Origin of the sequence: Novosphingobium malaysiense (assembly GCF_000802225.1) — a bacterium.
Classification (GTDB): Bacteria; Pseudomonadota; Alphaproteobacteria; order Sphingomonadales; family Sphingomonadaceae; genus Novosphingobium; species Novosphingobium malaysiense.
Genome location: NZ_JTDI01000006.1, coordinates 129,373 through 154,040 on the forward strand (window position 1 = coordinate 129,373; position 24,668 = coordinate 154,040).

21 protein-coding genes are annotated in these 24,668 nt (G+C 63.9%); 6 read left to right on the forward strand and 15 right to left on the reverse strand.

Annotation, left to right across the window (positions count from 1 at the left end):
• Positions 1 to 16: 16 nt before the first annotated feature.
• The 3 genes from LK12_RS18285 to LK12_RS18295 form a co-directional block, all read right to left on the reverse strand.
• On the reverse strand, positions 17 to 1,111 hold the full coding sequence (locus tag LK12_RS18285; RefSeq protein ID WP_197063597.1) for an LLM class F420-dependent oxidoreductase: 1,095 nt from the start codon (positions 1,109 to 1,111) through the stop codon (positions 17 to 19).
• Complete coding sequence (locus LK12_RS18290; RefSeq protein WP_039287285.1) at positions 1,051 to 2,046, reverse strand: NAD(P)H-dependent flavin oxidoreductase; 996 nt, start codon at positions 2,044 to 2,046, stop codon at positions 1,051 to 1,053. The genes LK12_RS18285 and LK12_RS18290 overlap by 61 nt, the downstream gene beginning before the upstream one ends.
• A 96-nt stretch (positions 2,047 to 2,142) precedes the next feature.
• A complete protein-coding gene (locus LK12_RS18295; RefSeq protein ID WP_039287287.1) occupies positions 2,143 to 3,150 on the reverse strand; it encodes a zinc-dependent alcohol dehydrogenase in 1,008 nt (335 codons plus the stop codon).
• 500 nt (positions 3,151 to 3,650) lie between these two features.
• Here LK12_RS18295 and LK12_RS18300 point away from each other — a divergent pair, with 500 nt between their 5' ends.
• A complete protein-coding gene (locus LK12_RS18300; protein ID WP_039287289.1) occupies positions 3,651 to 6,110 on the forward strand; it encodes a TonB-dependent receptor in 2,460 nt (819 codons plus the stop codon).
• A gap of 172 nt (positions 6,111 to 6,282) precedes the next feature.
• Here LK12_RS18300 and LK12_RS18305 read toward each other — a convergent pair whose 3' ends face one another.
• Positions 6,283 to 7,530, reverse strand: coding sequence for an acetyl-CoA C-acetyltransferase (locus LK12_RS18305; protein ID WP_039287291.1), 1,248 nt, complete (start codon positions 7,528 to 7,530; stop codon positions 6,283 to 6,285).
• 360 nt (positions 7,531 to 7,890) lie between these two features.
• On the opposite strand from LK12_RS18305, the gene LK12_RS18310 reads away from it, so the two are divergent.
• Genes LK12_RS18310 through LK12_RS18325 form a run of 4 tightly spaced genes read left to right on the forward strand, consistent with a single transcriptional unit; the run spans position 7,891 to position 11,375 of the window.
• Positions 7,891 to 9,015 (forward strand): hypothetical protein, encoded by a 1,125-nt coding sequence (locus tag LK12_RS18310; RefSeq protein WP_039287293.1) that lies wholly within the window; start codon positions 7,891 to 7,893, stop codon positions 9,013 to 9,015.
• A 46-nt stretch (positions 9,016 to 9,061) separates the two neighbouring features.
• Complete coding sequence (locus LK12_RS18315) at positions 9,062 to 9,895, forward strand: SDR family oxidoreductase (RefSeq protein ID WP_039287295.1); 834 nt, start codon at positions 9,062 to 9,064, stop codon at positions 9,893 to 9,895.
• Between the two features lie 17 nt (positions 9,896 to 9,912).
• Positions 9,913 to 10,941, forward strand: a complete 1,029-nt coding sequence (locus LK12_RS18320; RefSeq protein ID WP_039287795.1) for a phosphotransferase family protein — start codon at positions 9,913 to 9,915, stop codon at positions 10,939 to 10,941.
• Positions 10,938 to 11,375 (forward strand): hypothetical protein, encoded by a 438-nt coding sequence (locus LK12_RS18325; protein ID WP_039287297.1) that lies wholly within the window; start codon positions 10,938 to 10,940, stop codon positions 11,373 to 11,375. The genes LK12_RS18320 and LK12_RS18325 overlap by 4 nt, the downstream gene beginning before the upstream one ends.
• Positions 11,376 to 11,401: 26 nt before the next feature.
• On the opposite strand, the gene LK12_RS18330 is transcribed toward LK12_RS18325, so the two are convergent.
• Genes LK12_RS18330 through LK12_RS18375 form a run of 10 tightly spaced genes read right to left on the reverse strand, consistent with a single transcriptional unit; the run spans position 11,402 to position 22,064 of the window.
• A complete protein-coding gene (locus tag LK12_RS18330) occupies positions 11,402 to 12,949 on the reverse strand; it encodes an acyl-CoA synthetase (RefSeq protein ID WP_039287298.1) in 1,548 nt (515 codons plus the stop codon).
• Between the two features lie 13 nt (positions 12,950 to 12,962).
• Positions 12,963 to 14,024, reverse strand: coding sequence for a phosphotransferase (locus LK12_RS18335; protein WP_039287301.1), 1,062 nt, complete (start codon positions 14,022 to 14,024; stop codon positions 12,963 to 12,965).
• Entirely contained in the window at positions 14,021 to 15,232 is a 1,212-nt protein-coding gene (locus LK12_RS18340) for an acyl-CoA dehydrogenase family protein (RefSeq protein WP_039287303.1), read from the reverse strand. Before LK12_RS18340 ends, LK12_RS18335 begins: the two co-directional genes overlap by 4 nt.
• A complete protein-coding gene (locus LK12_RS18345; RefSeq protein ID WP_039287306.1) occupies positions 15,232 to 15,780 on the reverse strand; it encodes a VOC family protein in 549 nt (182 codons plus the stop codon). The genes LK12_RS18340 and LK12_RS18345 overlap by 1 nt, the downstream gene beginning before the upstream one ends.
• Positions 15,777 to 17,213, reverse strand: coding sequence for a 2-oxo acid dehydrogenase subunit E2 (locus LK12_RS18350; RefSeq protein WP_039287309.1), 1,437 nt, complete (start codon positions 17,211 to 17,213; stop codon positions 15,777 to 15,779). Before LK12_RS18350 ends, LK12_RS18345 begins: the two co-directional genes overlap by 4 nt.
• 13 nt (positions 17,214 to 17,226) lie before the next feature.
• On the reverse strand, positions 17,227 to 18,240 hold the full coding sequence (locus LK12_RS18355) for an alpha-ketoacid dehydrogenase subunit beta (RefSeq protein WP_039287311.1): 1,014 nt from the start codon (positions 18,238 to 18,240) through the stop codon (positions 17,227 to 17,229).
• 17 nt (positions 18,241 to 18,257) lie between these two features.
• Positions 18,258 to 19,247, reverse strand: a complete 990-nt coding sequence (locus LK12_RS18360) for a thiamine pyrophosphate-dependent dehydrogenase E1 component subunit alpha (RefSeq protein WP_039287315.1) — start codon at positions 19,245 to 19,247, stop codon at positions 18,258 to 18,260.
• Between the two features lie 50 nt (positions 19,248 to 19,297).
• Positions 19,298 to 20,506, reverse strand: a complete 1,209-nt coding sequence (locus LK12_RS18365) for an acyl-CoA dehydrogenase family protein (RefSeq protein ID WP_039287318.1) — start codon at positions 20,504 to 20,506, stop codon at positions 19,298 to 19,300.
• A gap of 5 nt (positions 20,507 to 20,511) precedes the next feature.
• Positions 20,512 to 21,672 (reverse strand): thiolase family protein, encoded by a 1,161-nt coding sequence (locus tag LK12_RS18370; RefSeq protein WP_039287320.1) that lies wholly within the window; start codon positions 21,670 to 21,672, stop codon positions 20,512 to 20,514.
• The gene (locus LK12_RS18375; RefSeq protein ID WP_039287322.1) at positions 21,669 to 22,064 is read right to left on the reverse strand and encodes a Zn-ribbon domain-containing OB-fold protein; all 396 of its coding nucleotides are present in this window, start codon (positions 22,062 to 22,064) and stop codon (positions 21,669 to 21,671) included. The genes LK12_RS18370 and LK12_RS18375 overlap by 4 nt, the downstream gene beginning before the upstream one ends.
• Positions 22,065 to 22,198: 134 nt before the next feature.
• Here LK12_RS18375 and LK12_RS18380 point away from each other — a divergent pair, with 134 nt between their 5' ends.
• The gene (locus LK12_RS18380) at positions 22,199 to 23,824 is read left to right on the forward strand and encodes a GMC family oxidoreductase (RefSeq protein WP_039287324.1); all 1,626 of its coding nucleotides are present in this window, start codon (positions 22,199 to 22,201) and stop codon (positions 23,822 to 23,824) included.
• Between the two features lie 20 nt (positions 23,825 to 23,844).
• On the opposite strand, the gene LK12_RS18385 is transcribed toward LK12_RS18380, so the two are convergent.
• Complete coding sequence (locus LK12_RS18385; RefSeq protein WP_039287326.1) at positions 23,845 to 24,618, reverse strand: helix-turn-helix transcriptional regulator; 774 nt, start codon at positions 24,616 to 24,618, stop codon at positions 23,845 to 23,847.
• Positions 24,619 to 24,668: the final 50 nt, after the last annotated feature.

Sequence of the window (24,668 nt, forward strand, 5' to 3'; positions counted from 1 at the left end):
CGGAAGCGCGCCCGGGTCAGCCTCTGGAGGCGATCCGGGCGATGCATTCCATCGCGGTGTCATCGGGATTGATCAGGCGAAGCAGCGTGATCCCGCTGTCCCGCCAGCGGGCGAAGCGCTCGGCGATGCGAGCTTCGGGGCCGATCAATGCTGCCTCATCAATATACTCGTCGGGCACGGCGGCTATGGCTTCGTCCTTGCGCCCGGCTAGAAACAGTTCCTGAATACGCTCCGCTTCCGCGCCGAACCCCCGTTCCACCATGGCGTCCTTGTGGAAGTTCTTCCTTTTGGCGCCCATGCCGCCGACATAGAGGGCAACCGTGGGCTTCGCTGAAGCAAGCGCGGCATGGATATCATCGGTCAGTTCGATCCGGGTATTGGCGACCAGTTCAAAGCTGGCGAGCGTTCGGCCATCGTCACGCCGGGCAAGACCTTCCTCGAGCAGCGCGAGCTTGGGCTTGACCGTCTGCGGGGTCAAATGCATCGAAAGCCAACCGTCCGCAATTTCGCCGGTCAGGCGGATATTGCCGGGGGTTGCCGTGCCCAGCAGGATGGGGATGTCGGGATTGCCATGCAGTATGCTTTTCAGGGGCTTGCCCAATCCCGTTGCATCAGGACCGCAGTAGGGCAGGGTGATTTCGGGGCCGTGGTGCTCGACCGGCGCATCGCGCCGCCAGACCTTGCGCATGATCGCCACATAGTCGCGGATGCGGGCAGCGGGCTTGCCCCACGGCTGGCCGTACCAGCCTTCGACGATCTGCGGTCCGGATACGCCGAGGCCCACGATGATGCGGCCGCGCCCGGCCAGTTCCTCGATCGTCTGGGCGGTCATGGCGCAACTGGCGGGCGGCCTGGCGGCTAGCTGGGCAATGCCGGTTCCCAGCCGAATGCGTTTGGTCAAGGCGGCGACATAGGCGAGCGGGCTGAAGGCATCGCTCCCGTAGGCCTCGGCGGTCCAGACCGAATCGAACCCGAGAGCCTCCGCCTTCAAAATCCGGTCGACGGGGAGAGCAAGGCGCGCCCCGCTATAGGCGAGATCCAGTCCCAGCTTCATGGGCTTGTTGCGTCCAGTGCCGCCTGCACCGTTGCCGACATGTCCGGCGCCCGGCATGCGGCAAGATATTCGCGTTGCAAGCGCTCCACGAGGTTCCCAACGGTGGGCACGTCGTCGATCAGGCCGAGACCCTGTCCGCCGCTCCAGATATCGCGCCAAGGCGCCTTGCCTTCGGGCAAGTGGTCCGTGTTGTGGCGTTTGGGTGCCGGGCCGAGATTGTCGGGATCGAGCCCCGCATCCCGCAGGCTGGCCTTGAGCCAGCTTGCGGGCATTCCATTCACGCTGGCGGTATAGATCACGTCATTCACGTCGCCTTCGACCAGCATGCGCTTGTAGGGCTCGGGTGCTGCGCTCTCGTGCGTGGCGATGAAGCGGGTTCCGATGTAGGCGAGGTCCGCGCCAAGCACTTCTGCGGCCCGGACGGCGCTTCCGGTTGAGATGGCGCCTGCCATCACGACGATGCCATCGAACATGGACCTGATGCGCGGCACGAAGGCAAGGTGGGAAATCGTACCGGCATGGCCGCCTCCGCCCGCGCCGATACAGACGATGCCATCAACCCCCGCTGCGGCCGCTTTTTCGGCAAAACGGATATTTGTGGCATCGTGGAAATGCAAAATGCCGGCATCCTGAACGAGCGGGGCATTGGCTGTCGGATCGCCGACCGATGTGACGATCACGTCGACGCCGAAACGCTTGCAGAGTTCAATCTGCGCGCGGAACACTTCCGAGCCAGTGTTGGGCGAAATGTTTACGGCAAGTGGTCCGATCACTGCGCCAGGATTTTCATCGGCATGCCGGGCGAGGGCTTCGGTAATGGACGTCAGTTGCGCTTCCAGTTCTGCATCGTCGCGGCAGTGATTGCGGGTAAGCGAGCCGATAATCCCGGCCTTGCAGCATGCTAGAGCAAGCTCCGGGCCACTGACGAGGAACATCGGGGCAGCCATGACCGGGAGGCTTAGCCGGCTCGACAGAGCAGAAGGAAGAGGCATCGAAGGGTCTCCGAACTGTGCGACGGAAAGACATGTCACGCCGGAACCGATGTCTCCATAGGACGGGCAGAAACATCGTCGGGCCGAACCGGTTCGTCAGGTGTCATAGCGAACGAGGACTTTGGCAGAGTTGTCGCAGTCTGCTGCTGCGGCAAAGGCGTCCATGACGTCTGCGCCACCGAAACGGTGGCTGATCAGCGGCTCGGGATCGAATCCTTCCTGAGCAAGCATGGCCAGCGCATCCTCGAGTTCGCGGGGGTAGCCCATGGCGCCGGTCAGGGTCAGCTCCTTGGTCATGACCTGCGCGAAGTCCATGTTCGCAGGCTTCTTGTGCAGCGCCACAACGCAGATCCGGGCGCGGGTGCGCGCGAGGGCGATGATCTCCTCCAGCACCGGGGCCCCCGACGCCTCGATGAAATGTGTTGTGGCAGGAGCCTCGCGGCGGAAGAGGGGCACGGTGCCGTGGTGCCGGGCAAGGGCGTCGCGCAGCGGGACCTCTCTTGGATCGAACACGGCCATTGCACCGAGTTGAAGCGCCCGCTCCCGGCGGAACGGGGAGAGATCGAACACGATGGTATCGGAAACTCCTTTGTGTCTGAGAGCCGCAAGGGCGCACAAACCGATCGGGCCTGCACCGAAGATGGCGACTTTGTCGCCTCCTTGGGCACCAAGCTGGTTGACGGCATGCATCCCCACTGCCAGCGGTTCGACCAGGGCGCCGTGATCCATGCTGATGCTATCCGGCAAGTGGAGCAGGGACTGCGGTTTGAGGTCCACATCGCGGATTAGCAACCACGGGGCGAACCCGCCCTCCGGGCCGCCGTTGCCGATCAGGTTTATCAGCGGATTCACTACCACCCGATTGCCGGGAGCAAACCCCGTGACGTCCTTGCCGACGTGCGCGACGACCGCTGTTAGCTCATGGCCTAGCGGTACAGGTGCCTCGCTAGGCCCGTTGGGGCCGCCAGCGGCGACATAGGCCAGATCGCTGCCGCAGACGCCGACCGTGCCGACACGCAGGACAACGTCGCCGGGGCTGGCACGAGGAGTAGGAACCTCGTTGAGGCGAAGATCGCCCGGACCAAAGACGAATGGGACCTGCATGAATTACCCCTAGCGATTGACGGGCCCCTTGGTTGTCGGAGCTCTCGGTGCGGTGTTGCAAGTAAAATAATGCATCGGATGCATTGTGATATTTTCCGCGCCGTTCGAGGTGCCCCGTTCGAGGGAGCGGAGGCACTGATCGATTGGTCGCGGAACCTACCTAAATGGCCGAAAAGTCTATAATTTACATGGTATTTGGAGCCGTTCCTTCGCGCTTAGTGATGCTGCGCGATACCGTGCTGGCGAAAAATTGAGGCACATTCAGTAATCGTCCGGATGATAATGGCGGCGCCCTTTGACAAGACCTCTGCGGCAGCTATTTACAGCAACAATGCAACGCAACGAGGGCATAAAATAAATTGCATCGCTGCATCGCTGACTGACAAACTGGGGTGGGAGCCTGCAGACCGTCTTGCCCGTCGCAAGACGGTCTGGCGGGGAGGGTTTCCTGTGTCCCGCGCCTTCGAGAAGCCGAACCCTCGGCACGGGAGATGTAAGTAATGAAGCGAGAATTCCGCACAATCTTGGCCGCCGGAACGATTCTGGTACCGCTGGCTATGATGCCGCAGCTGGCCTGGGCCCAGAGTGGCGAACAGAATGCGAGCGGTGGCCTGCAGGAAATCATCGTCACGGCCCAGAAGCGCGAACAGAGCGTGCAGGACGTGCCGATCGCCGTCACTGCGCTGACCCAGGATGCCATTGCTGCGAACCGAGTCACGTCCGTAAACGACCTTTCGGGTCTTGCGCCGGGCGTGACGGTTCGTGAAACTGCAGGCGGCGTGGGCGTGCCTTCGTTCTCGATCCGGGGAGTCGTCAGCTACGGCGTGGTTCCGGGATCCGACAAGCAGGTCTCTATTTACCTCGATGGCGTTTACATTGCCTCGCCGCGCGGTTCGATCTTCAACCTGCCGGACGTTGCGCGTATCGAGGTGCTTCGCGGTCCGCAGGGCACCCTGTTCGGCCGTAACGCCACGGCCGGCGCGGTCAGCGTGACGACGCGCGATCCTTCGGGTGACGCCGGCGCGCGGGCGACGTTCTCGGTTGGCAATTACGATCACTTTGGCGCGCGGATCAGTGCGGACCTGCCGCAGATGGGGCCTTTCAGCGCCTATTTCAGCTTCGCGCACGATTATACGCGCGGTGACATCGAAAACTCCGGCGCCGGCACGACCTGGGACCGCAGTGTCTCGACGTCCAATCTGGACGTGGTGCGTTCGCCGCGTTGGCTGGGCACGACCAAGACCGATTCCTACTTCGCGGCAGTCAAGTTCGAGCCGAGCTATGACTTCAACACCGTCGTCAAGTTCGACCGCAGCGAGGACAACGGCACGCCGGACGGTCAGGCCTTCGTCGGTTACGATGCAAGCACGCCGCTGATCGGCGACCTTGTCGGCGCACTGGTCAACTTCCAGCCGGGCGGCATCAATTCGGCGCCCGACGCCAAGCGTCCCAAGATCGTCGACAACTCCTTCGCCAGCCAGCGCTATCAGAAGGTTACCGGTGTCAGCGCCACCTCGACCTGGCAGGCGAGCGACGCGATCTCGGTCAAGAACATCTTCGCCTATCGCAAGTCGAGTGTGTTCACGGCCTCGCCGATCGATGGCTTCTCGGGCCTGAGCTTCACCCCGCAGGCCATTGGTCCCTATGCCACGCTGATCGCGTTCACCAATCCCGCATTCGAAGGGATGACCACCGAGCAGCGGATTGCCCTCATTCCCACGATCGCGGGCGGGCTCGTGCCGCTCGTCGGGCAGCCGTTCGTCGCGATCGGCTCGCAGTCGCTGGGTACCAGCAAGCAGTGGAGCGACGAGCTTCAGGTTACCTATACGTCCAACCTGCTGACCCTGACCGCTGGCGCGCTCTGGTTCCACGGCAAGGACGTGTCGGGCGGTCCGGAAGGCACGCAGGCAACCATGCAGTTCACGCCGGTGCCGGGTGGCATCATTCCCGCGGGCAGCCAGGCGATTTCATACAACAAGGCCACCTCCATCGCGGCCTACGCACAGGCGGAACTGCACGTCACCGACGAACTGACGCTGATGGGCGGTGCGCGTATCACCAAGGACAAGAAGTCCGGCCACTTCGATATCGGCTATGTCGGGGCGCTGACGTCGTTCCCGTTCACCTACAAGAAGACGAAGCCGAACTTCATGCTGGGCGTCAACTATCAGCCCACGCTGCACACGCTGATTTACGGCAAGTTCTCGACTGCGTTCGTGTCGGGCGGCAGCACCGCCGGTATCGAGTACAAGCCGGAAACCGCGACCTCGTGGGAAGCGGGGCTGAAGGCCGATTTCCTCGATCGCCGTCTGCGCACCAATCTGGCCGTCTACACCGTCACCTACAAGAACTTCCAGACGGCGCAGGCAGGCAGCACCTTTGTCGGTGTGCCCGGGTTCCCCTCGTTCATCGCCGCACTGCCGACCTTCGTCTATCCGCAGGGCGGGCCGGTGAAGGCAAAGGGCTTCGAGCTTGAAGTGACCGCGGCTCCGGTTACGGGCCTGACCTTCGGCGGCAGCGCCGGATACACCGACACCAAGTTCGAGGATGTCGATCCGCTTCTCGTCCTCGGTAACGGCGGCGCTTACGCGCCCTCGCTGCGTCCCAAGTGGAGCGGCACGCTTTGGGGACAGTACGAGACGCCGGAACTGATCGGGGACACGACCCTGCTGTTCCGTCTCGACGCGAACTGGCGCACGTCGATGGCGCTTGATGCCAATCCCGATCGCGGCGTCGATGCCTATCTGGCAGTGCAGAAATCGCCGGCGACCTGGATCCTCAACGGGCGCGTGGCGCTGCAGAACCTGCACCTCGGCGGTGTCGATGCGCAGCTCTCGCTCTGGGGCAAGAACCTGACCAATGATCGCTCGGCAGTCTACGCGCTGATCAGCCCGGTCTCGGCATCTGCCACCTTCCAGAAGGCCCGCACTTGGGGTCTGGATCTTACCGTCGAATACTGAACCCGACTCTCCCACTGAAATGGCGTCCGGATCCGCGTGATCCGGGCGCCTCTTTTTTGCCGGAAATCGCTAGGCATTGGTGGTGCAGGAAACGAAAAGGGGCGCCGGTTTCTCTCACGGAAACCGGCGCCCCTTGCGCAATTTACCGGGGCAGAGCCCCGGCGGAAAGGGATCAGACCCGTTCGATGATGATCGCCGGGGCCATGCCCGCGGCCGCGCACATCGTGATCAGGCCATAGCGACCGCCGGTGCGCTCCAGTTCATCGAGGGCCGTGCCGATCAGGATCGCGCCGGTGGCGCCGATCGGATGGCCGAGCGCGATCGCGCCGCCATTGGGATTCACCTTGCTGCGATCGAGATCGAGGTCGCGGATGAACTTCTCGGCGACAACCGCGAAGGCCTCGTTGATTTCCCAGACGTCGATGTCGTCCTTGGTCAGACCCGCCCGGGCAAGGACCTTGTTGGCGGCGGGGACCGGAGCATTGAGCATCAGCGTCGGACAGCCGCCCATATTGGCGGTCGCAACGATGCGGGCACGCGGCTTCATGCCATGGGCCTTGGCATATCCTTCGGATGCGAGAAGCAGCGCGGCCGAGCCGTCCACAACGCCCGAGGACGTGCCTGCGTGGTGCAGGGGCTTGATGTCCACATCGGGATAGACCTTGTTGATCAGCTGGCGGAACGTCGGTGCGTCCTTGCCCGAAGGCATGTCGGCCAGCGCCTCGAACGCGGGCTTCATCCCCGCAAGGATTTCCGCCGTCGTGCCCGAGCGCGGATATTCGTCGTGATCGAGCAGGACATTGCCCTCATCGTCCAGAACCGGGACGACGGACCTGGCGAACCGGCCTTCGGCAATCGCCACCGCTGCGCGCCGCTGGCTTTCCACGCCGAACGCTTCGAGTTCCTCGCGGGAGATGCCCTCGATCGCGGCGATGGCGTCGGCGCAGACGCCCTGATGGGACTGCGGGCGCTTGTCCTGCAGGCGCGCATTCGAGCCCATGCTGCCCGACAGTCCCGCCTGCATGAGGCGGCTGAGATAGTCGTTCTGCTGCGACATCATTTCCGCGCCGCCTGCGACAACCAGATCCTCCATGCCGGACATGATCTGGGCTGCCGCAAGCGCCGTTGCGGTGATCCCGCTGCCGCAGAAACGGTCGAGCGTGACGCCGCTGGCGGTCACTTCAAAGTCGGCATCGAGCGCGGCCTGCCGCCCCATGTCGCCGCCCTGCAGGCCGAACTGAGCCGAACAGCCCCAGATCACATCATCCACGTCCGCGGTGTTGAGGTCGTTGCGATCCTTGATCGCCTTGAGCGCGGCGGCGGCAAGGTGCTGGGGGTGCAGGTGCGACAGGGCCCCTTTGCCCATCTTGCCGATGCTTCGGGGGGTGCGCACTGCGTCGATGATGAAGGCCTCTGCCATTTTGTCTTCCCGTTCGTTGAGAGAGTCAGCCGTCGGCCGCGATGGCGTTTCGCGCTCTGTTGGCGGTGAATCCCGGTGGAACCGGGACAGTCCCGGCTTCCTGCAAGGAATAGCGGACATGCAGCCTGAAAATCCGCAATAATGCAATGTGTGGATTGCAATTCGTGGCGGCGATGTCGTGTTGGGGCATTTGGGCGGGCTAGCCCGAATTCTCTCAGTTTGCCGCAGAATTTCGGGCTATTTCGCCCATCGTCTGCAGGCTGAGGAATGACAGATTGATGTTGCAATAAGTGATTCGAGCCCGGACAAGGGTGCAAGAACGGACCAGCGCGAAACCACGCGGAGAGGGAGCAGGCATAGATGCTGAACCGGCTTGACGATTTTCCCATCCACCAGACTGTCGAGCCCATCGCCCACCCGGCCACGACGGACCGGAATGCCTATGACCGTTTCTGGTTCAATGGCTTCTCAATCGACGGCGAATGGATGTTCGGGATCGCAATGGGGCTCTATCCGCACCGGGGCATTCTCGATTGCGCATTCAGTTTCGTGCGCAAGGACGGGGTGCAGCATTCGTTTTTCGGATCGCGCCGCGCGCCCCGCGAACGCACCGACATGCAGGTCGGCCCGTTCCTGCTCGAGAACACGGTTCCGATGCGTCGCACGCGGATCGTTCTGGACGACAACGAGAGCGGTCTGTCCTGCGACCTGACGTTCTCGACGCGAACCGCAGCGATTGAGGAAGCGCGCCAGACACTCTGGAGTGGTCCGCGAAAGATCATGGATACCACCCGCTTCGATCTGTTCGGGCGCTGGAGCGGGACGATCCGGACACCGGAAGGCGAGATCCATGTCGATCCTGACACCTGCTTTGGCGTCAAGGACCGGTCATGGGGCGTGCGCAAGGTCGGTGAACCGGATACCGGCGGTGCGCCCAACCCGTATGGTGGGACCACGTTCCTTTGGGCGCCATTGTTCTGGGACGATCATATCAGCCAGGCCATCATTTATGACAGTGGCGATGGCATGGCGTTGCACCGGGATGTGCTAGTGGCGCCGCTCTATGCGGGCGAATACGATGGGCCTGAAGTGGAGGACGGACAGGTAAGGCGCCTCGCGACCTGCCGCCATCGCCTGAAGTGGCATCCGGGGACCCGGCTGGCCTCCGCCATGGAGGTCGATCTGGTCGATCACGATGGCTCTGCCCGGACCATCACCATGGACCCGATCCTGCGGTTCCAGATGCGCGGGATCGGTTACGGCCACCCCGAGTGGGGCCATGCGCTGTGGAAGGGCGAACTGGCACTGGGCCATGAGACGATAGACCACGCCAAACTCGACATGCTGCAGATGCCGAACTTCCACACCCAGCAGCTGGTGCGGGTCAGCGACGGGACGCAGACCGGCATCGGTGTTTTCGAACAGGTCCATCTCGGGCCCTACGCACCGGGCGGAATGACCGCGATGACGGATGGCGCGAAGTAGCACGATATCATCGCCAGCAATGGCGAGGGGAAAGAGGACAAGATTCATGGGCGAACATGTCGCCGGAAAATCGATAGTCATCACCGGGGCCGGTAACGGTTTCGGCCGTCTCACCGCCGGCCGGCTGGGAGCACTCGGCGCGCGCATTACCTGCATCGATATCGACGGCGACGCGGCCGGGCAGACCGCGCAGGCGATCCGCGATGCCGGTGGAACGGCCCATGCCGTGAAAGCCGATGTCACCAGCATCGAGGACATGCGCGGCGCCGTGGCAGAGGCGGTCGAGCAGTACGGTGCTATCGATGTCATGGTGAACAATGCCGGGACCATGCCCCTGGCCTTCATCGCCGATCACGCCAAGGCGCTTCCCGCCTGGAGCCGCTGCATCGACATCAACCTGAAAGGAACACTGCACGGCTGCGTCGCGGTGCATGACCAGATGATGGCGCAAGGGCGCGGGCACATCATCAATCTCTCCTCCATCTACGGCAACCATTCTGCGGCAGGCGCCGCAGTCTATGGCGCGACCAAGGCCGCGATCGACTATTTCACCCATGCCCTGCGGCAGGAAGCGCGCGGCAAGATCAAGGTCACGGTGATCAAGCCCACTGGCGTCATGAACACCGGACTTGCCGGAACCGTCGTCAATCAGGCTGCCGGTGTCGGCCTCATGGGCAACAATGTCGCGGCATTCTACGAGGATCTGAAAAAGTCCATGAGCGGCGAGGGCGGTTCCGTGGTCGATCCCGAAACCATGGACTATGCCTTCCTCGATCCCGAACCGATTGCCGATGCCATTGTCCATGTGATCGACCAACCCTGGGGCATCTCGATCAGCGACGTCACGGTCCGCGCTGCCGCCGAATACTACATCAACTGAACGGGCCGGTGGACAGCATGGCAAGTGAAGGCATCGCCCTGGAAACCCGTATCGCGGACTATCTCGCACACCGCATGCCAGGTGCGGCATCGCTCGAGGTGGAAGGTCTCGCCCGGATTCATGGCGGCAGCAGTCAGGAAACCTTCCGATTGCGCGCGAAGTGGCGCGAGGACGGCGAAGACCGTTCGCGCCAACTTATCCTGCGGCGTGCACCGGAAGCGGGGCTGGTCAATGCCGAGCACGATCTGGAGTTCAAGGTCTATTCGGCGCTGGCCGACCGGGGCGTGCCGGTGCCGCGCGCGCACTACCTCGAACTCGATCCGGCATGGCTCGACCGTCCGTTCTTCATCATGGATCTCATGCCGGGCAAGCCGGGGGAGATCTACGGCACGGACGATCCCTACGATGGCGACAGCGATGCCGTGGCGCACAATTTCTGGCGCCACATGGGCACGCTGGCAAGCCAGGACCACCTAGCACTCGGGCTGACCCACCTGCGCAATGGGGAGGCCGAAGGCGGGTTCGCCGCCAGCGAGCTGTCTTACTGGGAGGCCAAGCTCGACGAGGACGAGGCAATCGTCGAACCCGTCGTGCGCGGCGCGATCCGCTGGTTGCGGCGCAACCTTCCGGCCGATCCGGTCCATCCGGCAATCTGTCATGGCGACTTCCGCAGCGGCAATTTCCTCTACCTGCCCGGCGGCGAGATCAGCGCCGTGCTCGACTGGGAAATGTGCCATATCAGCGATCCGCTCGAAGACATGGCATGGGCGCTCGATCCGATGTGGACCATGGAGCGCCACATGACGCTGGACGAGGCTATCCCGCTCTGGGAGGAAACCAGCGGCATGCCGGTCGACCGCGCGGCGCTCGACTGGTGGCGCCTGTTCTCGATGGTCAAGGCCTGCTCGCTCTGGACTACGGCGGAAGCCAGTTTCGAGAACGGCACCAGCCGCGAAATGATCGTGGCGCTCACCGCGATGCGCGCCAGCAGCTTTCACCGCAGGCAAATCATCGGGCGCATGGCCGATCTGGGAGCAAAGGCATGAAACTGACCACTCCGACCCTGCTCGAGGGCGTTGCCGACGCCCTGCGAGATCAGATCGCCCCCCAGGTGAACGATGATTTCGCCGGACAGGCCGTGCGCATGGCGCAATCGCTGCTGCGCATCGTTGCCAGAAGCGCTGACGATGCCGCCCATGTTCGGATCACGGAAAACGCCGCCATCCGGGTGCTGCTCGGCGAGGGCGCGGAATTGGTGCAGGACCCTGCCTTCGCCCGGCGTCTGGTGGAGGCTGCCGAATCCTCGGAAACGGGATACCGCATCAGTGAACTGGACGCCGAGAGCGGCCGCCTGCGCACGCTGATGATCGAATTGCATGCCTGGCTTGAAGAGCAGCAGGACGAAGCCTGCCGCGCGCTCGACCGAACCATCTGGGACGCTATGGCCGAGGTTGAACAGGTCCGTATTCCTCTGGCCTGACCGCCGATCAGGCCTGGGGCTTGTTCTCAGGCCGGACTGCCGGCTTTTTCCCAGTACGGCGCGCGCAGCACCTTCTTGTTGAGTTTGCCCGTCGCCAGGCGCGGCATTTCGTCGATGAAATCGACTGAGCGCGGTGTCAGCTGGCGGCCCAGCTTTGCCTCCACGAATGTGCGGATCTCCTCCGCTAATGCCGGGGTAGGCTCCACACCTTCTGCCGGTTCCACAATGGCCTTGACCTCTTCGCCAAGGTCTTCGTTGGGCACGCCGATCACGGCAACGTCGGCAACCTTGGGGTGGAGGGCGAGGGCATCCTCGATCTGCTGCGGGTAAATGTTCACCCCGCCGGAGATGATCATGAAGGCCTTGCGGTCGGTGAGATAGAGATAGCCGTCTTCATCGAGGTACCCCACATCGCCGATCGAGCGCCACAGCGGGTGCTCGGGATGGGTGGCGCCCTGCGTCTTCTCTTCGTCCTTGTGGTAGCTGAACTTGCGCAGCTCCGGCACTTCGCCGTAGATCGCCCCGGGCTCTCCGATCGGCAGTTCACGGCCCTCGTCGTCGCAGATATGGAACGGCAGTCCTTGCGAGCGGCCGACCGAACCGGGGTGAGCGAGCCATTCCTCGCTGGAAATGCGGGTGAAGCCTGCCATCTCGGTCGAAGAATAGAATTCCTCGATCACCGGCCCCCACCATTCGATCATCTGCCGCTTCACGTCGATCGGGCAGGGGGCGGCGGCGTGGATGGCGCAGCGCAGGCTCGACATGTCGTAGCGGGCGCGTACGTCCGGGGGCAGCTTGAGCATTCGGACGAACATGGTCGGGACGAACAGGCCGTGCGTCACGTGGTGCGTGTCGATCAGCGACAAGGCGAGTTCGGCGTCGAACTTGTCCATCACGACGACCGTGCCGCCGCCCTGCATGACCGCTGCAGTGTATCCGGCCGGCGCTGCGTGATAGAGCGGGGCGGGGGAAAGGTAGACGGTCTCTGCGTCCATGTTCCACATCTGCGCGGTGGCGATCGAGCCGGGATGTCCGGCCGAAGGGTCGCCTTCGGGCAGTGGGCGCTTGATGCCCTTGGGCCTGCCGGTCGTACCCGAGGAATAGAGCATGAAACTGCCAAGCGACTCGTTGTCTACCGGCTCGGCGGGATAGCCGGCAATGGCCTTTTCGAGCGCCTCGAAACCGGGGACATCGCCTCCGGCCGACAGTTTGACCGGGCAGTGGCTGCAGAGGCGGCCCAGTTCCTCGGAATCCTTGAGCGCAGCCGATGCCACGAGGGCCTTTGCGTCGCAGTTGTCGACGATATAGGCGGCTTCGCTAGCGGGGAGGTGGCGGTTGATCGGCGTGATGTAGAGCCCCGTGCGCATGCCCGCGAGCACGACGTCGAAGAAGTCGAGCGTGTTCTCGAGGTAGATCGCGACGTTGTCGCCGCGCGTCAGGCCTTTTGCGCGCAGCAGGTGCGCCAGACGGTTCGAACGCTCTTCTAGCTCGCGGTAGCTGCGGGTTTCGCCCGTGGCGGGGCGGATGGCGGCAGCCTTGTCCGGATGCTGCATGGCCGTGTCGCGGATGTACATGGTATGTGTCTCCTCAGCCCTTGGTAAACCCCAGCGCCAGCCTTGCGAGTTCGGGGAAGGCTTCCGCGCGTTCCCTGGCCTGCGCGTTGGAGGCCGTACCGCGAATGACGCGACCCTTGATGCCGTGAAAGATCGCGGCGAGGCGGAAGAAGTTGAAGGCCATATAGTAGCGGTAGTCGGGCAGGTTCTCGCGGCCCGTGCGGCGGCAGTAGGCGGCGACGTAGTCCTCTTCGCTCGGGATGCCGAGCGCGGCAATGTCCGCGCCGCCCAGCCCTGCCACGATGTGTGGCGGCATGTGGTACATCATCGCGTGATAGGCAAAGTCCGCGAGCGGATGGCCCAGCGTCGAAAGCTCCCAGTCGAGCACGGCGAGCACGCGCGGCTCGGTGGGGTGGAAGATCATGTTGTCGATGCGGAAATCGCCGTGGATCACGCTGGAGGCGCCGTCATCCTCGGGCATGTTCGCCTCGAGCCATGCGATAACCGCGTCCATGGCCTCGTCGCGCCCCGCCGCCTCGTCCTCGCGGTACTGGCGCGACCAGCGGCCGACCTGGCGGGCGAAGTAGTTGCCCGGCTTGCCGTAGTCGCCAAGGCCGATGGTTTCGGGATCGTAGGAATGAAGCTGCGCGATCGTCGCGTTCATGGCGTCGAAGATCGCGGCACGCTCTTCGTTCGAGACGCCCGGCACGGTTGCATCCCAGAAGATGCGGCCCTCGACCATTTCCATCACGTAGAACCAGGTGCCGATCACGCTCTCGTCGGTGCACAGGCCGTAGACGCGCGCGACAGGGAAGCCCTGCGCGTGAAGCGCGGTGAGGACCTTCGCCTCGCGCTCCACGGCATGGGCACCCTTGAGGATTTCGCCGGGCGGCTTGCGGCGCAGAACATAGCTGCGCGCGGGCGTCACCAGCTTGTAGGTCGGGTTCGACTGCCCCCCCTTGAACTGCTCAACGCTCAGCGGTCCGGCGTAGCCTTCGACATTGGCCTTGAGCCAGCTTTCCAGCGCCGCCTCGTCGAAGCCATAGCCCTCGCGAACGGCGGTGGTCCCGGTATTGGCGTCGGCGAGATCGGTCATGCTTCCTGCGCCTGCTTCCACTCGCGCTTGATCTTCTTGGCGAGGCTCCACTTGTGGACCTCGGTCGGGCCGTCGTAGATGCGGAAGGCACGGACCTCGCGGAAGACCTGCTCGACGATCGTGCGGTCGGTCACGCCGGTCCCGCCCATCACTTGCACGCAGTTGTCGGCAATGGTCATCATCGCCTCGCTGACCGAGACCTTGGTCATCGAGCTTTCCACCGTGCCCAGCGATCCGGTGTCGAGCACCGAGGCGCACCAGTCGATCATCAGTTCACTCTGCTCGATGAGGATCTTGTTCTGCGCCAGCATGAAGCCGACGCCCTCGTGATCGATCAGCAGCTTGCCGAAGGCCTCGCGGCGGCAGGCATAGTCGGTGGCGATCTCGTGGGCGCGGATGCAGGCGCCCAGCCAGCGCATGCAATGCGAAAGACGCGCAGGCGACAGACGCACTTGCGCATACTTGAAGCCCTCGCCCGGCTGACCGAGCATCTGGTCGGCGGGAATGCGCAGATTGTCGAGCGTCAGCGTGGCATGGCCGCCCGGCATCGAGCTGTCGATGGTGTTGGGGATCTCGTCGATGCGGATCGCCTCGTCCGGCAGATCGACCAGGAACATGCAGGCGCCGCCCTTGGTATCCTCTTCCTCCGAGGCAGCCATGACGATGCCGACCTTGGCGCCCTGCGCGCCGGTGATGAAGGTCTTGCGGCCATTGACGATCCAGTGGTTGCCGTCGCGGCGGCAGGTCGTCTTCATCATCGAAGGATCGGAGCCCGCACCGCCCCAATCGGCGGGCTCGGTCATGAAGAAGGCCGAACGCGCGGTGCCGTCGATCAGCTTGTCGAGGAAGCGCTCCTTGAGTTCGGGCGAGCCGACATGACCGATCAGGTACATGTTGCCCTCGTCGGGCGCGAAGGTGTTGCAGGCCAGCGGGCCGAGCGGCGAGAGGCCGGACTTGATCAGGACATAGGCGGTCTCGCGCTGGGTCAGATGCGAGCCGTCGTCGCGAATGTGCGGCGTCAGCACGCCGGCGGCGCGCGCCTTCTCGCGCATTTCCATCACGAGTTCATCGGTCGGCGCGCCGTGATGATCGCGCCGCGGGTCCTTCTCGTAAGGCACGACGACTTCGCGCACGAAAGCCTCGACGCGCGCGCCCATATCACGTGCGTAGTCGGATATCGCAGAGGGATTGGTCTGAAGAACGGTCATTACTGGAGCACTCTCACAGGATCGGTGCCGTCCCAGTCGCGGGCGGCATCCTTCATCATCTGGAACAGGCCCTCGGAACCTGACATCGGCTGGAGATATTCGATCACGTAACCCGGCCCCTGGCCCGGATCGACGTAGATCACTTCTCCATCTTCACCCACCTTACCCTCGACGATCACTTCCGCGCCCGCCTCGGCACAAGCCGCTCGGGCGGCCTTTATGTCATCGACGAACACGCAGACGTGATGCAGCCGGTCCCGCACGGCGTATTCGCCATGATAGAGCGACGGCGCTGTACTGTCCGTCTTGATCAGTTCGATCTGGATGTCGCCCCAGTACCCGATGGCCATGGTGAACGGCGCATCGGTGGGCTGTCCCTTGTACTTCATCTCGCCGAGTTGGACGTCGTTGAGCACGAAGAACGGGCCCACCCCAACCGTCTCGATCCAGTACTTCATCGCCGCATCGAAATCGGTCGGGAAAAACGCGATCTGGATCACGTCGCCCAGCTTCTTGAGCGGCCCCGGTGCTGCAGGGTTCGGGATCATACGAAGAGTCCTTCCGGCTTCTCGATCAGGTCCTTGAGCGTGGCGAGGAACTGCGCGCCGGCAGCCCCGTCGATCGCCCGGTGGTCGACCGAGAGCGTGAACGAGATGCGGGTCTCGAAGGCAATGCCCCCCGCGGCAGTCTCGACCGGCTGACGCTGCGCTGCGCCGACGGCGAGGATTGCGCCTTGCGGCGGATTGATGATCGCATCGAAGTTCTCGATGCCGAACATGCCGAGGTTGGAGACGGAGAAGGTACCGCCTTCCATGTCTTCCATGGAAAGGCCCTTGCCCTGCGCCTTGTCGATCAGGCGGCGGGTCTCGGTGGCGATCTGGTCGATGCGCATAAGGTCCGCCTGTCGCACGACCGGGGTAACCAGGCCCTTGGGGCTGGCCACGGCAATCGAGACGTCGGCATGGGGAAAGCGATGAATCTCCTGACCGTGGACCTGCACGTTGACGTCCGGGTGATTGACCAGCGCCATGGCCGAGGCCTTGACGATCCAGTCGTTGACCGAAGCCTTGCAGCCCAGCACGAGGTTCGCGGTCTTGCGCATTTCCAGCAGCGCATCGGCACTGGCGGACATGCGCAGGTAGAAGTGCGGAAGCTCCTGCTTGGCCTGGGTGAGGCGCTGGGCCACCACCTTGCGGATGCGATCGAACGGCACGACCTCGGGCCGGTTCTCGCCGGGCACGAACTCGGGCGTGCCGACGCTGCCGCTCGCAGGCTTGGGCATCAGCGCCAGCACGTCGGCCTTGGAAATGCGGCCGCGTGCGCCGGTTCCGATTACACCCGAAAGCGCAATGCCGTTCAGCGCCGCGATCCGGCGGGCCAGCGGCGAGGCGAAGACCTTGAGGTCGTCTTCCTGCACCGCGACCGTGCCCTTGAGCGACGGCGAGGCAGGACCGCGAAGCGCCTTCACCACATCCTGATGCGTGATGCGGCCACCGCGACCCGAGCCCTCGATCTCGGCAATGTCGACGCCTTCCTCCTCAGCCAGGCGCAGGGCCTCGGGGCTGATGGGGCGGTTGGTGTCGATCTTGATGCGCTTCTTTTCGACTTCCGGCGGTGCGGCAACCGAAGGTGCCGGCTCCGGTTCGGCCTTGGCCTTCGAAGCGCCCTGCGCCAGGCCGCCCTCGGCCGGCTTGAAGTCCGCCACGAAGGCCTCGATGTCGGCGTCCGAATTGCTGCCATCATCGAAGACGGCCAGCAGCGCGCCGACGGGTTCGGCCTCGCTTCCGCCATCGACAACGATCTTGCGCACGGTGGCGTCGTATTCGGCTTCGACCTCGTTGGTGATCTTGGCGGTCTCGATCAGGCACAGCGTATCGCCGCGCTTGAAGGAGTCCCCTTCCTTCACCATCCATTCGGCAATCGTGCCCTCGGTCATTTCGATGCCCCACTTGGGCATCGTAAAGGCGCGGATACGGCTCATGTCCGGCCCCTCCTTAACGGTATTCGAGTGTCTTGCGAACCGCAGCGGCAACCTTGACCGGGCTCGGCAGGTAGGCGCCTTCCAGCTCGCGCGCGAAAGGCACCGGCGTATGCGGCGCGGTTACCATCTCGATCGGCGCCTTGAGGCTCGCGAAAGCCTTGTTGGCCACCAATGCGGAAATGTCGGTCGCCAGCGAGCAGCGCGGCGGGGCCTCGTCGACGATGACGAGACGGCCGGTAACCTCGACGGAATCGAGGATGGCTTCCTCGTCGAGCGGCGAAGTCGTGCGCAGGTCGATGACGTCGCAGCCGATGCCGTCCTGTGCAAGGTCGTCAGCGGCGGTCTCGGCGTAGCCGACCATCATGCCCGAAGCGACGATGGTGACGTCTTCGCCCGCCCGCGCCAGCCGCGCATGGCCGAAGGGCACGCAGAAGTCCGGATCGTCGGGCACTTCCCCGCTCATCGCGTATAGGAACTTGTGCTCGAGGAAGACCACCGGATCGTCGTCGCGGATCGCCTGGCGCAGCAGGCCGCAGGCATCGGCGGGAGTGGCCGGCATGGCCACCTTGATGCCCGGCATGTTGGTAACGAACTGGCTGATCATCTGGCTATGCTGGGCGGCGGCGTTGTAGCCCGCGCCGCATGGCATGCGGATCACGGCCGGGCAGACCGACTTGCCGCCGAACATGTAGCGGAACTTGGCGATCTGGTTCCACAGCTGGTCCATGCACACGCCGATAAAGTCGGCGAACATGATCTCGGCCACCGGACGCTTGCCCGCGAGCGCGAGGCCGCCGGCAGCGCCCATGATCGCGCTTTCGGAAATCGGCGTGTCGATCACGCGCTCGGGACCGAACGCATCGTAGAAGCCGGTCGAAGTCGACCAGATGCCGCCGATGGCCTCCGGGCCACCGGCCGTGCCCATGCCGCCGACGACGTCCTCGCCGAGGACGACAACGCGCTCGTCACGCTGCATTTCCTGGAAGATCGTGTTGCGAATGGCGTCGCGGTACATCAATTTTGCCATGTCTTCGCTCCCGCCGTTCAGTAGCTGATGTAGACGTTGTCGAGGACGTTCTCGGGCTGAGGACGCGGCGCCTTGCGCGATTCCTGAACAGCCGTCTCGATTGCATCGAGCGCTTCGGCATCGATCTTGTCGAGATCCTCATCGGAAAGCAGCTTCGCGCCGGTCACGCTCTCGCGGAACTTCTTGATGCAGTCGCGCGTGGCCCGCAGCCGGTCGAGTTCGCCCTCGCCGCGATAGCGCTGCGGATCGCCTTCGAAGTGACCGAAGAAGCGCTCGGTGTCGAACTCTACAGCCGCCGGACCGTTGCCCGGTGTGCGCACGTAGTCGAGCACTTCGCGCATGCAGTCGTAGACCGCAAAGAAGTCCGTACCGTCGGCGCGCCAAACCTTCATGCCGAAGGCTTCGGCGCGGCTGGCGATGTCCTTGCTCGTCCCGACGGCATAGGCGTCGCCGGTATGCTCGGAATAGTGGTTGTTCTCGAAGACGAAGATCGCCGGAGCCTTGGTCACCGCGGCCAGGTTCATCGCCTCGAAGGTGGTGCCCTGGTTGCAGGCGCCGTCGCCGGAAAAGGCGATGGAGATCGCGAGTTTTCCGTCGTCGTCCGGCCCGTCGATCTTGTTGGAGAGCGCCGCGCCCACTGCAATCGGTGCGCCCGCGCCGACGATGCCGTTGGCGCCGAGCATGCCCTTGTCGATATCGGCGATGTGCATGGAGCCGCCCTTGCCGTTGCACAGACCGTCCTGGCTGCCCCAGATCTCCTTCATCATCCCGTTGACATCGCAGCCCTTGGCAAGACAGTGGCCGTGGCCGCGGTGGGTGGAAACGATCTTGTCGCGCGGAGTCAGGTGCTCGCACACGCCGACGGCAACGGCTTCCTGACCGCAATAGAGGTGCGTGAAACCGGCGATCTCGCCGGTCTGGATCTCCTCGTGGAGACGTTCCTCGAATTCGCGGATCAGCTTCATCTGCCGATAGGCGCGGGTCAGCGCCTCGCGGTTCAGCTGCATGGGAGCATCCTCTCTTGTCTCGGGTTTGGGGCGGAGTGTTTCATCGTTCGTCAGAGGCCAAGCACCGACTTGGCGATAATCGTGTTCTGCACCTCGTTGGTGCCGCCGAAAATCGTCCAAGCGCGGCTGTTGAGATAGCGTGCCGCGGCGACCTGGGCGCCCTTCGATCCCATCGGCTCCGGAGCGTTCTCGCCGTAGAGCGGCCGCGTCGTGTCGAGCTGCAATCCGGCGAGGCCGTAGACATCGACGGCCAGAAGGTCGATTTCCTGACGCAGGTTTGATGCCAGAAGCTTGGTAAGCGAGGTCTGCGGTCCGGGCTGGCTACCCTTGGCGATCTCGGACACGATCTTGAGTTCGATCATGTCCAGCGCATTCACGCCAAGCCGCGCCTTGGCGACGCGGCGGCGCCAATCCGGCTGATCGGCCAGCTTGCCACCCTTGCCATCGCTCTCGCTTTGCGCCGCGACCTCGATCTGGTCGAGGTCGTAGCTCAGCTTGGGCGCGTGACAGGAGCCGCCGCGCTCGTTCTCGAGCAGAAACTTCGCAATCGTCCAGCCCTGCCCCTCTCCGCCGACAAGGTTCTCGGCCGGTACGACGACGTCTTCAAGGAAAACCTGATTGACCTCATGGTCGCCGGCATTGGTCAGGATCGGACGAACCGACACGCCGGGGGACGAGAGGTCGATCAGCAGAAAGGATATACCCGCCTGCTTCTTCACCTCGGTATTGGTGCGCACCAGCGTGAACATCATGTTCGCATGGTGGGCATGGGTGGTCCAGATCTTCGAGCCGTTGACCACGTACGTGTCGCCATCGCGCACCGCGCGGGTCTTTAGGCTGGCAAGGTCGGAACCCGCACCTGGCTCCGAGAAGCCCTGGCACCAGTAATCCTCTCCCGAGAGTATGCGCGGAAGATAGGTCTTCTTCTGCTCTTCGGAACCAAAGGTCCACAGCACCGGCGCCAGCAGCTTGAGCCCCAGCACGGTCAGGTTCGGCGCGCCGGCGGCTGCGCATTCCTTCTCGAACAGATAGCGCTGCAGCGGCGACCAGCCCGTGCCGCCGTGCTCCTGCGGCCACTGATAGCCCAGCCAGCCCTTTTCATGCAGGACGGCATTCCAGGCCTGCCCGATGTCCGGCTCGACGAAGACGGACGGGGTCGCGGCGGCACCCTCCTTCACATCCTGCGGGAGATTGTCGCACAGAAACGCGCGAACTTCCTCGCGGAATGCGGCATCTTCGGGCGAAAGTTCGATATCCATTGTTCTTATCGTTCCAGTATCGTCACCGCCGATACGCCGGGCGCGCCGTAGACGTGGCTGTACGCCGTCTTGGGATTGCCCGGGACCTGGCGGTCACCTCCATCGCCGCGCAGTTGCACGACGTTTTCATAGACCTGCCGCAGACCGGACGCGCCGATGGGTTCACCGCAAGCAAGGCATCCGCCATCGGTGTTGACCGGAAGCGCGCCACCGATTTCCGTGCGGCCTTCGGTCAGCCATTGCTCCTGCTCGCCATTGGCGCAAAATCCGTTCTCGGCCATGTGCATGATTTCGGCGCCCGCCTCCGTATCCTGAAGCTGGGCAACGTCGATGTCCCCCGGCCCCATTCCGGCCATGCGGAAGGCATCGGCCGAAGCGATCTGCGAGGCCGTGCCGCGCGGGCCGCTATCGTCCTCCACCACATCGATCGACGGGGCGAATACCTCGAAGCTGTGCGGCGGCCGCGTGCGCATCGTCGCGGCCTTGAGCCGGATCAGCGGCTTGCCCAGTTCGCGCGCCTTCTTTTCGCTGGCCAGGATCAGCGCCACGCCGCCCTCTCCCGGCGAACAGAACATGTACTTGCTGTAGGGATCGCTGACCATCGGCGCCTCGAGGATTTCCTCAAGGGAAACCGGCTGGCGACGCCAGGCGTGCGGCGTCCTGGCGCCGTTGCGAAAGGCCTTTTCCGCGACCCGCCCCAGCGATTCGCGCGAAATTCCGAACATGTGCATGTAGCGCATGATCTTGGCGGCAAAAAACTGCGTGGTGACCATGTAGCCGGCATCGCCGTACCAGTCCGGCAGGTTGTACTCGGCCGGCTTGGCATCGAAGGCGCCGCGCGGGTGCTTGTCGAAGCCCACGGCGAGGCCAATATCGAATTCGCCCGACTTGATCGCCATCTGCGCACTGAACAGCGCGGAGCCACCCGCAGCGCAACCATTTCGCACGTTGATGAACTGGACGCCCGTCAGACCGAGGCGGTCGACCATGGTATCGGGATTGCCGGCAGCATCGGAACTGCCATAGGCAAACTGTATCTGCGGCCACTCGATGCCCGCGTCGACCAAGGCCGCCCGCGCGGCATGGACGCCCTGATCCACGCCGGAAACGCCATCGGTGCGCCCAAACGGATGAATGCCGACGCCGACGATGCACACATCGCTCATGCCTTGTCTCCAATCGGTGCAAAGGCCGGAATCATAACGCTGTCAGGCGCCTCGGGATCGAGCGGGGCCTGCGTAAACCGCACCGGCATCCCGATTGTCACATCCTCGAACGCGACATCGACAAGCCGCGCCTCGACGATCACCTGTCCCGGTAGTTCGACATAGGCGACAATCCAGGGCGCAAAGGCCTCAGGTCCTGCATAGGGCGGAGACTTGGGCCGGAAGCGCTGGACAGTGAAAGACCACAAGGTGCCTTCGCTGGCCAGAGGAACGGCCTCGTACTGACCGCCCTCGGGGCAGGGAAAGACAATGCGCCCGGTTTCCCGGTCGCGCCCACCGATCAGCCGGGGCGGCGTCTCGTTGGTGAAAAGGTTTTCCGCAATCGCGCGCATCTCGCTCCCACTCCGGTATTCGAGTCCGGTCATGGGATTTGTTTAGGCGTGCAGGCCCCGCCATTGTGACTCATCAAAACGCTAGGGTGTTCATTCCGCTAGGTCATGCAACGCATGCGGCCGGGAGAAATTTCATGCCTGAGACCTGGGATTACATCATCGTCGGCGCCGGTTCTGCCGGGTGCGTCATGGCCGAGAGGCTGAGCGCGGACGGCCGCTCGCGCGTGCTCGTGCTGGAAGCCGGCGGTGAAAACGACAGCTTCTGGGTCACGCTGCCCAAGGGCGTTGCCAAGCTGGTGCAGAAGCCAGAGCACATGTGGGCCTACCCGGTAGCCCAGCCGCGCGAGGAAGGCGCGGAAAGCGGCGGAGAAGTGTGGATCCGCGGCAAGGGCCTGGGCGGCTCGTCCGCCATCAACGGAATGATCTGGAGCCGCGGCGAACCGGCCGACTACGATGCCTGGGAACGCGATGCCGGAGCCACCGGATGGAACGGCAAGAGCATGACCGAAGCCTTCCTGGAACTGGAAGACCATGCCGCCGGCCCCGGGCCGATGCGCGGCAGCGGCGGCCTCGTTCACGTCGACCCGGCCTGCTTCACCTATCCGCTCGCCGAAACGATGATCGCCTCCGGTGAAACGCTGGGGATGAAACGCGTGGACGATCTGAACGCCGCCACCGGCCCGCGCGTCGGACTGTTCAGCCATAACATCCGCGGCGGTAAACGCGAATCGTCCGCCCGGACCTATCTCGCCCGGGCCCGCAAACGCCGCAATGTCTCGGTGCGCACCGGCGTCATGGCCGAACGGATCGTGTTCGACGGTACCCGCGCCATCGGCATCGAGACGACGGTGAACGGCAGGCCGACCCGCTTCGACTGCGCCGGCGAAATCATCGTTTCGGCCGGTGCGATGGAAAGCCCGCTCCTGCTGCAGCGTTCGGGCATTGGCGATGGCGAAAGGCTGAAAGCGGCAGGCATCGCGCCGATCGTACACTCCCCCGATGTGGGCGAGCGCATGATCGAGCACCTCTCGTTATCCATGCCCTTTCGGCTCGAGCGCGGGCGCGGCACCAACAAGAGCTTCTTCGGCATCGGCGCCGCCCTGGCCATGCTGCGATATCTCGTGCGCCACGACGGCATCCTGGCCACCGGCCCGTTCGAAGTCGGCGCCTTCTGCAATGTCGCGCATCCGGACGGGCGCACAGACGCGCAGTTCTACCTTGGCGGCTATACGTTCAAGGTCGGGGACGACAACGATCCCGTCCCGCTCGACAAGATCGATCCGAAACCGGGGGTAACGATATATGGCCAGCTCCTGCGGCTCACCAGCGAAAGCTCCGTACGCGCCAGCGGCCCTTCTGGCAGTGACTTGCCCGACATCCGCCACAACTTCCTGACGACGGAACACGACCAACGCTCTGCCGTGGCCCTCGTGCGCAAGATGCGCGAATTCGTCGCAGCGCCGCCGCTCGGCGACATGATCGGCGCGGAACTGGTCCCCGGCGCACAGGTCGAAAGCGACGAGGACATCCTTGCCATGTTCCGCCGGCTGTCGAGCTGCGGCCTTCACGCCATCCGCTCTTGCCGCATGGGCAGCGACGACACGGCGGTCGTCGATCCGCGCCTGCGGGTGCAAGGCGTGAGCGGTGTGCGCGTGGCCGACTGCTCCATCATCCCCGGCCATGTCACCGGCAACACCAATGCCCCGGCGATGGCGGTGGGCCTGCGCGGCGCGCGGATGATCCTGGAAGATCGCGGCTGAAGGCGACCTGCCCTCGCCGCTCAACGCTGCAGGGAAATGTATCCCAGCTGGGCCGCCTTGAAAACGGTCTGGCTGCGGTTCACGGCATTGAGCTTTGTCGCCGCGTTGTGAATGTGGAAGCGCACCGTGGCACGGCTGCGCGACATGATCATGCTGATTTCGAGATCGGTCTTGCCGATGGCAGCCCAGCGCAGGCATTCGACCTCGCGCTTGGAGAGCCGCGATTCCGGCGGCAACGCCTGCACCGATCCCATCACCTGGACATAAGTGGCGATGAAAGTGCGCGCATAAAGGCCCAGCGCATCGGAAAGGCGATCGAACTCTTCGGCAAGATCCGTCTTGTTCTTGTCCAGCGGATTGAAGCTGACCGCGCCGATCTGACCGAACGGGAGGTGTACCGGCACGGCAATCGCCGCGCGAGTCATGGCCCGCTGCTCGAAATTATTGATATCGATGGATTCAAGATAGGCGTTAGGCTCTCGCGTCCGGAACCCCTCGGCATTGGCCCAGAACGGCTGCCCCTCGAAACGGCACGCCGTCGTCAGCGGTGAATCCAGGGCGATGCGCGAGTTGCGCCACCACACCCGGTCATCGTCGCTCCATCCAAAAACTTCCGTGGCAAGAATGTTGCCTTCGGCGTCAACAGGGGTCCGCTTGTCCGCGATATCGTGCGCTGGCGCAGCCCGCATGCCGTATTCCATGGCAATGCGGTGCAGTGCCTCGGCAGCAGTGCGAATACCTTCCGGCGACGCGACCCGGACAGCATCGATGTTCTCTTGTGACAACAATTGCATGACTTCCTCTCCCCGCCTTCCTTAGCCTGCCGAACTGTTCGGCACAATCG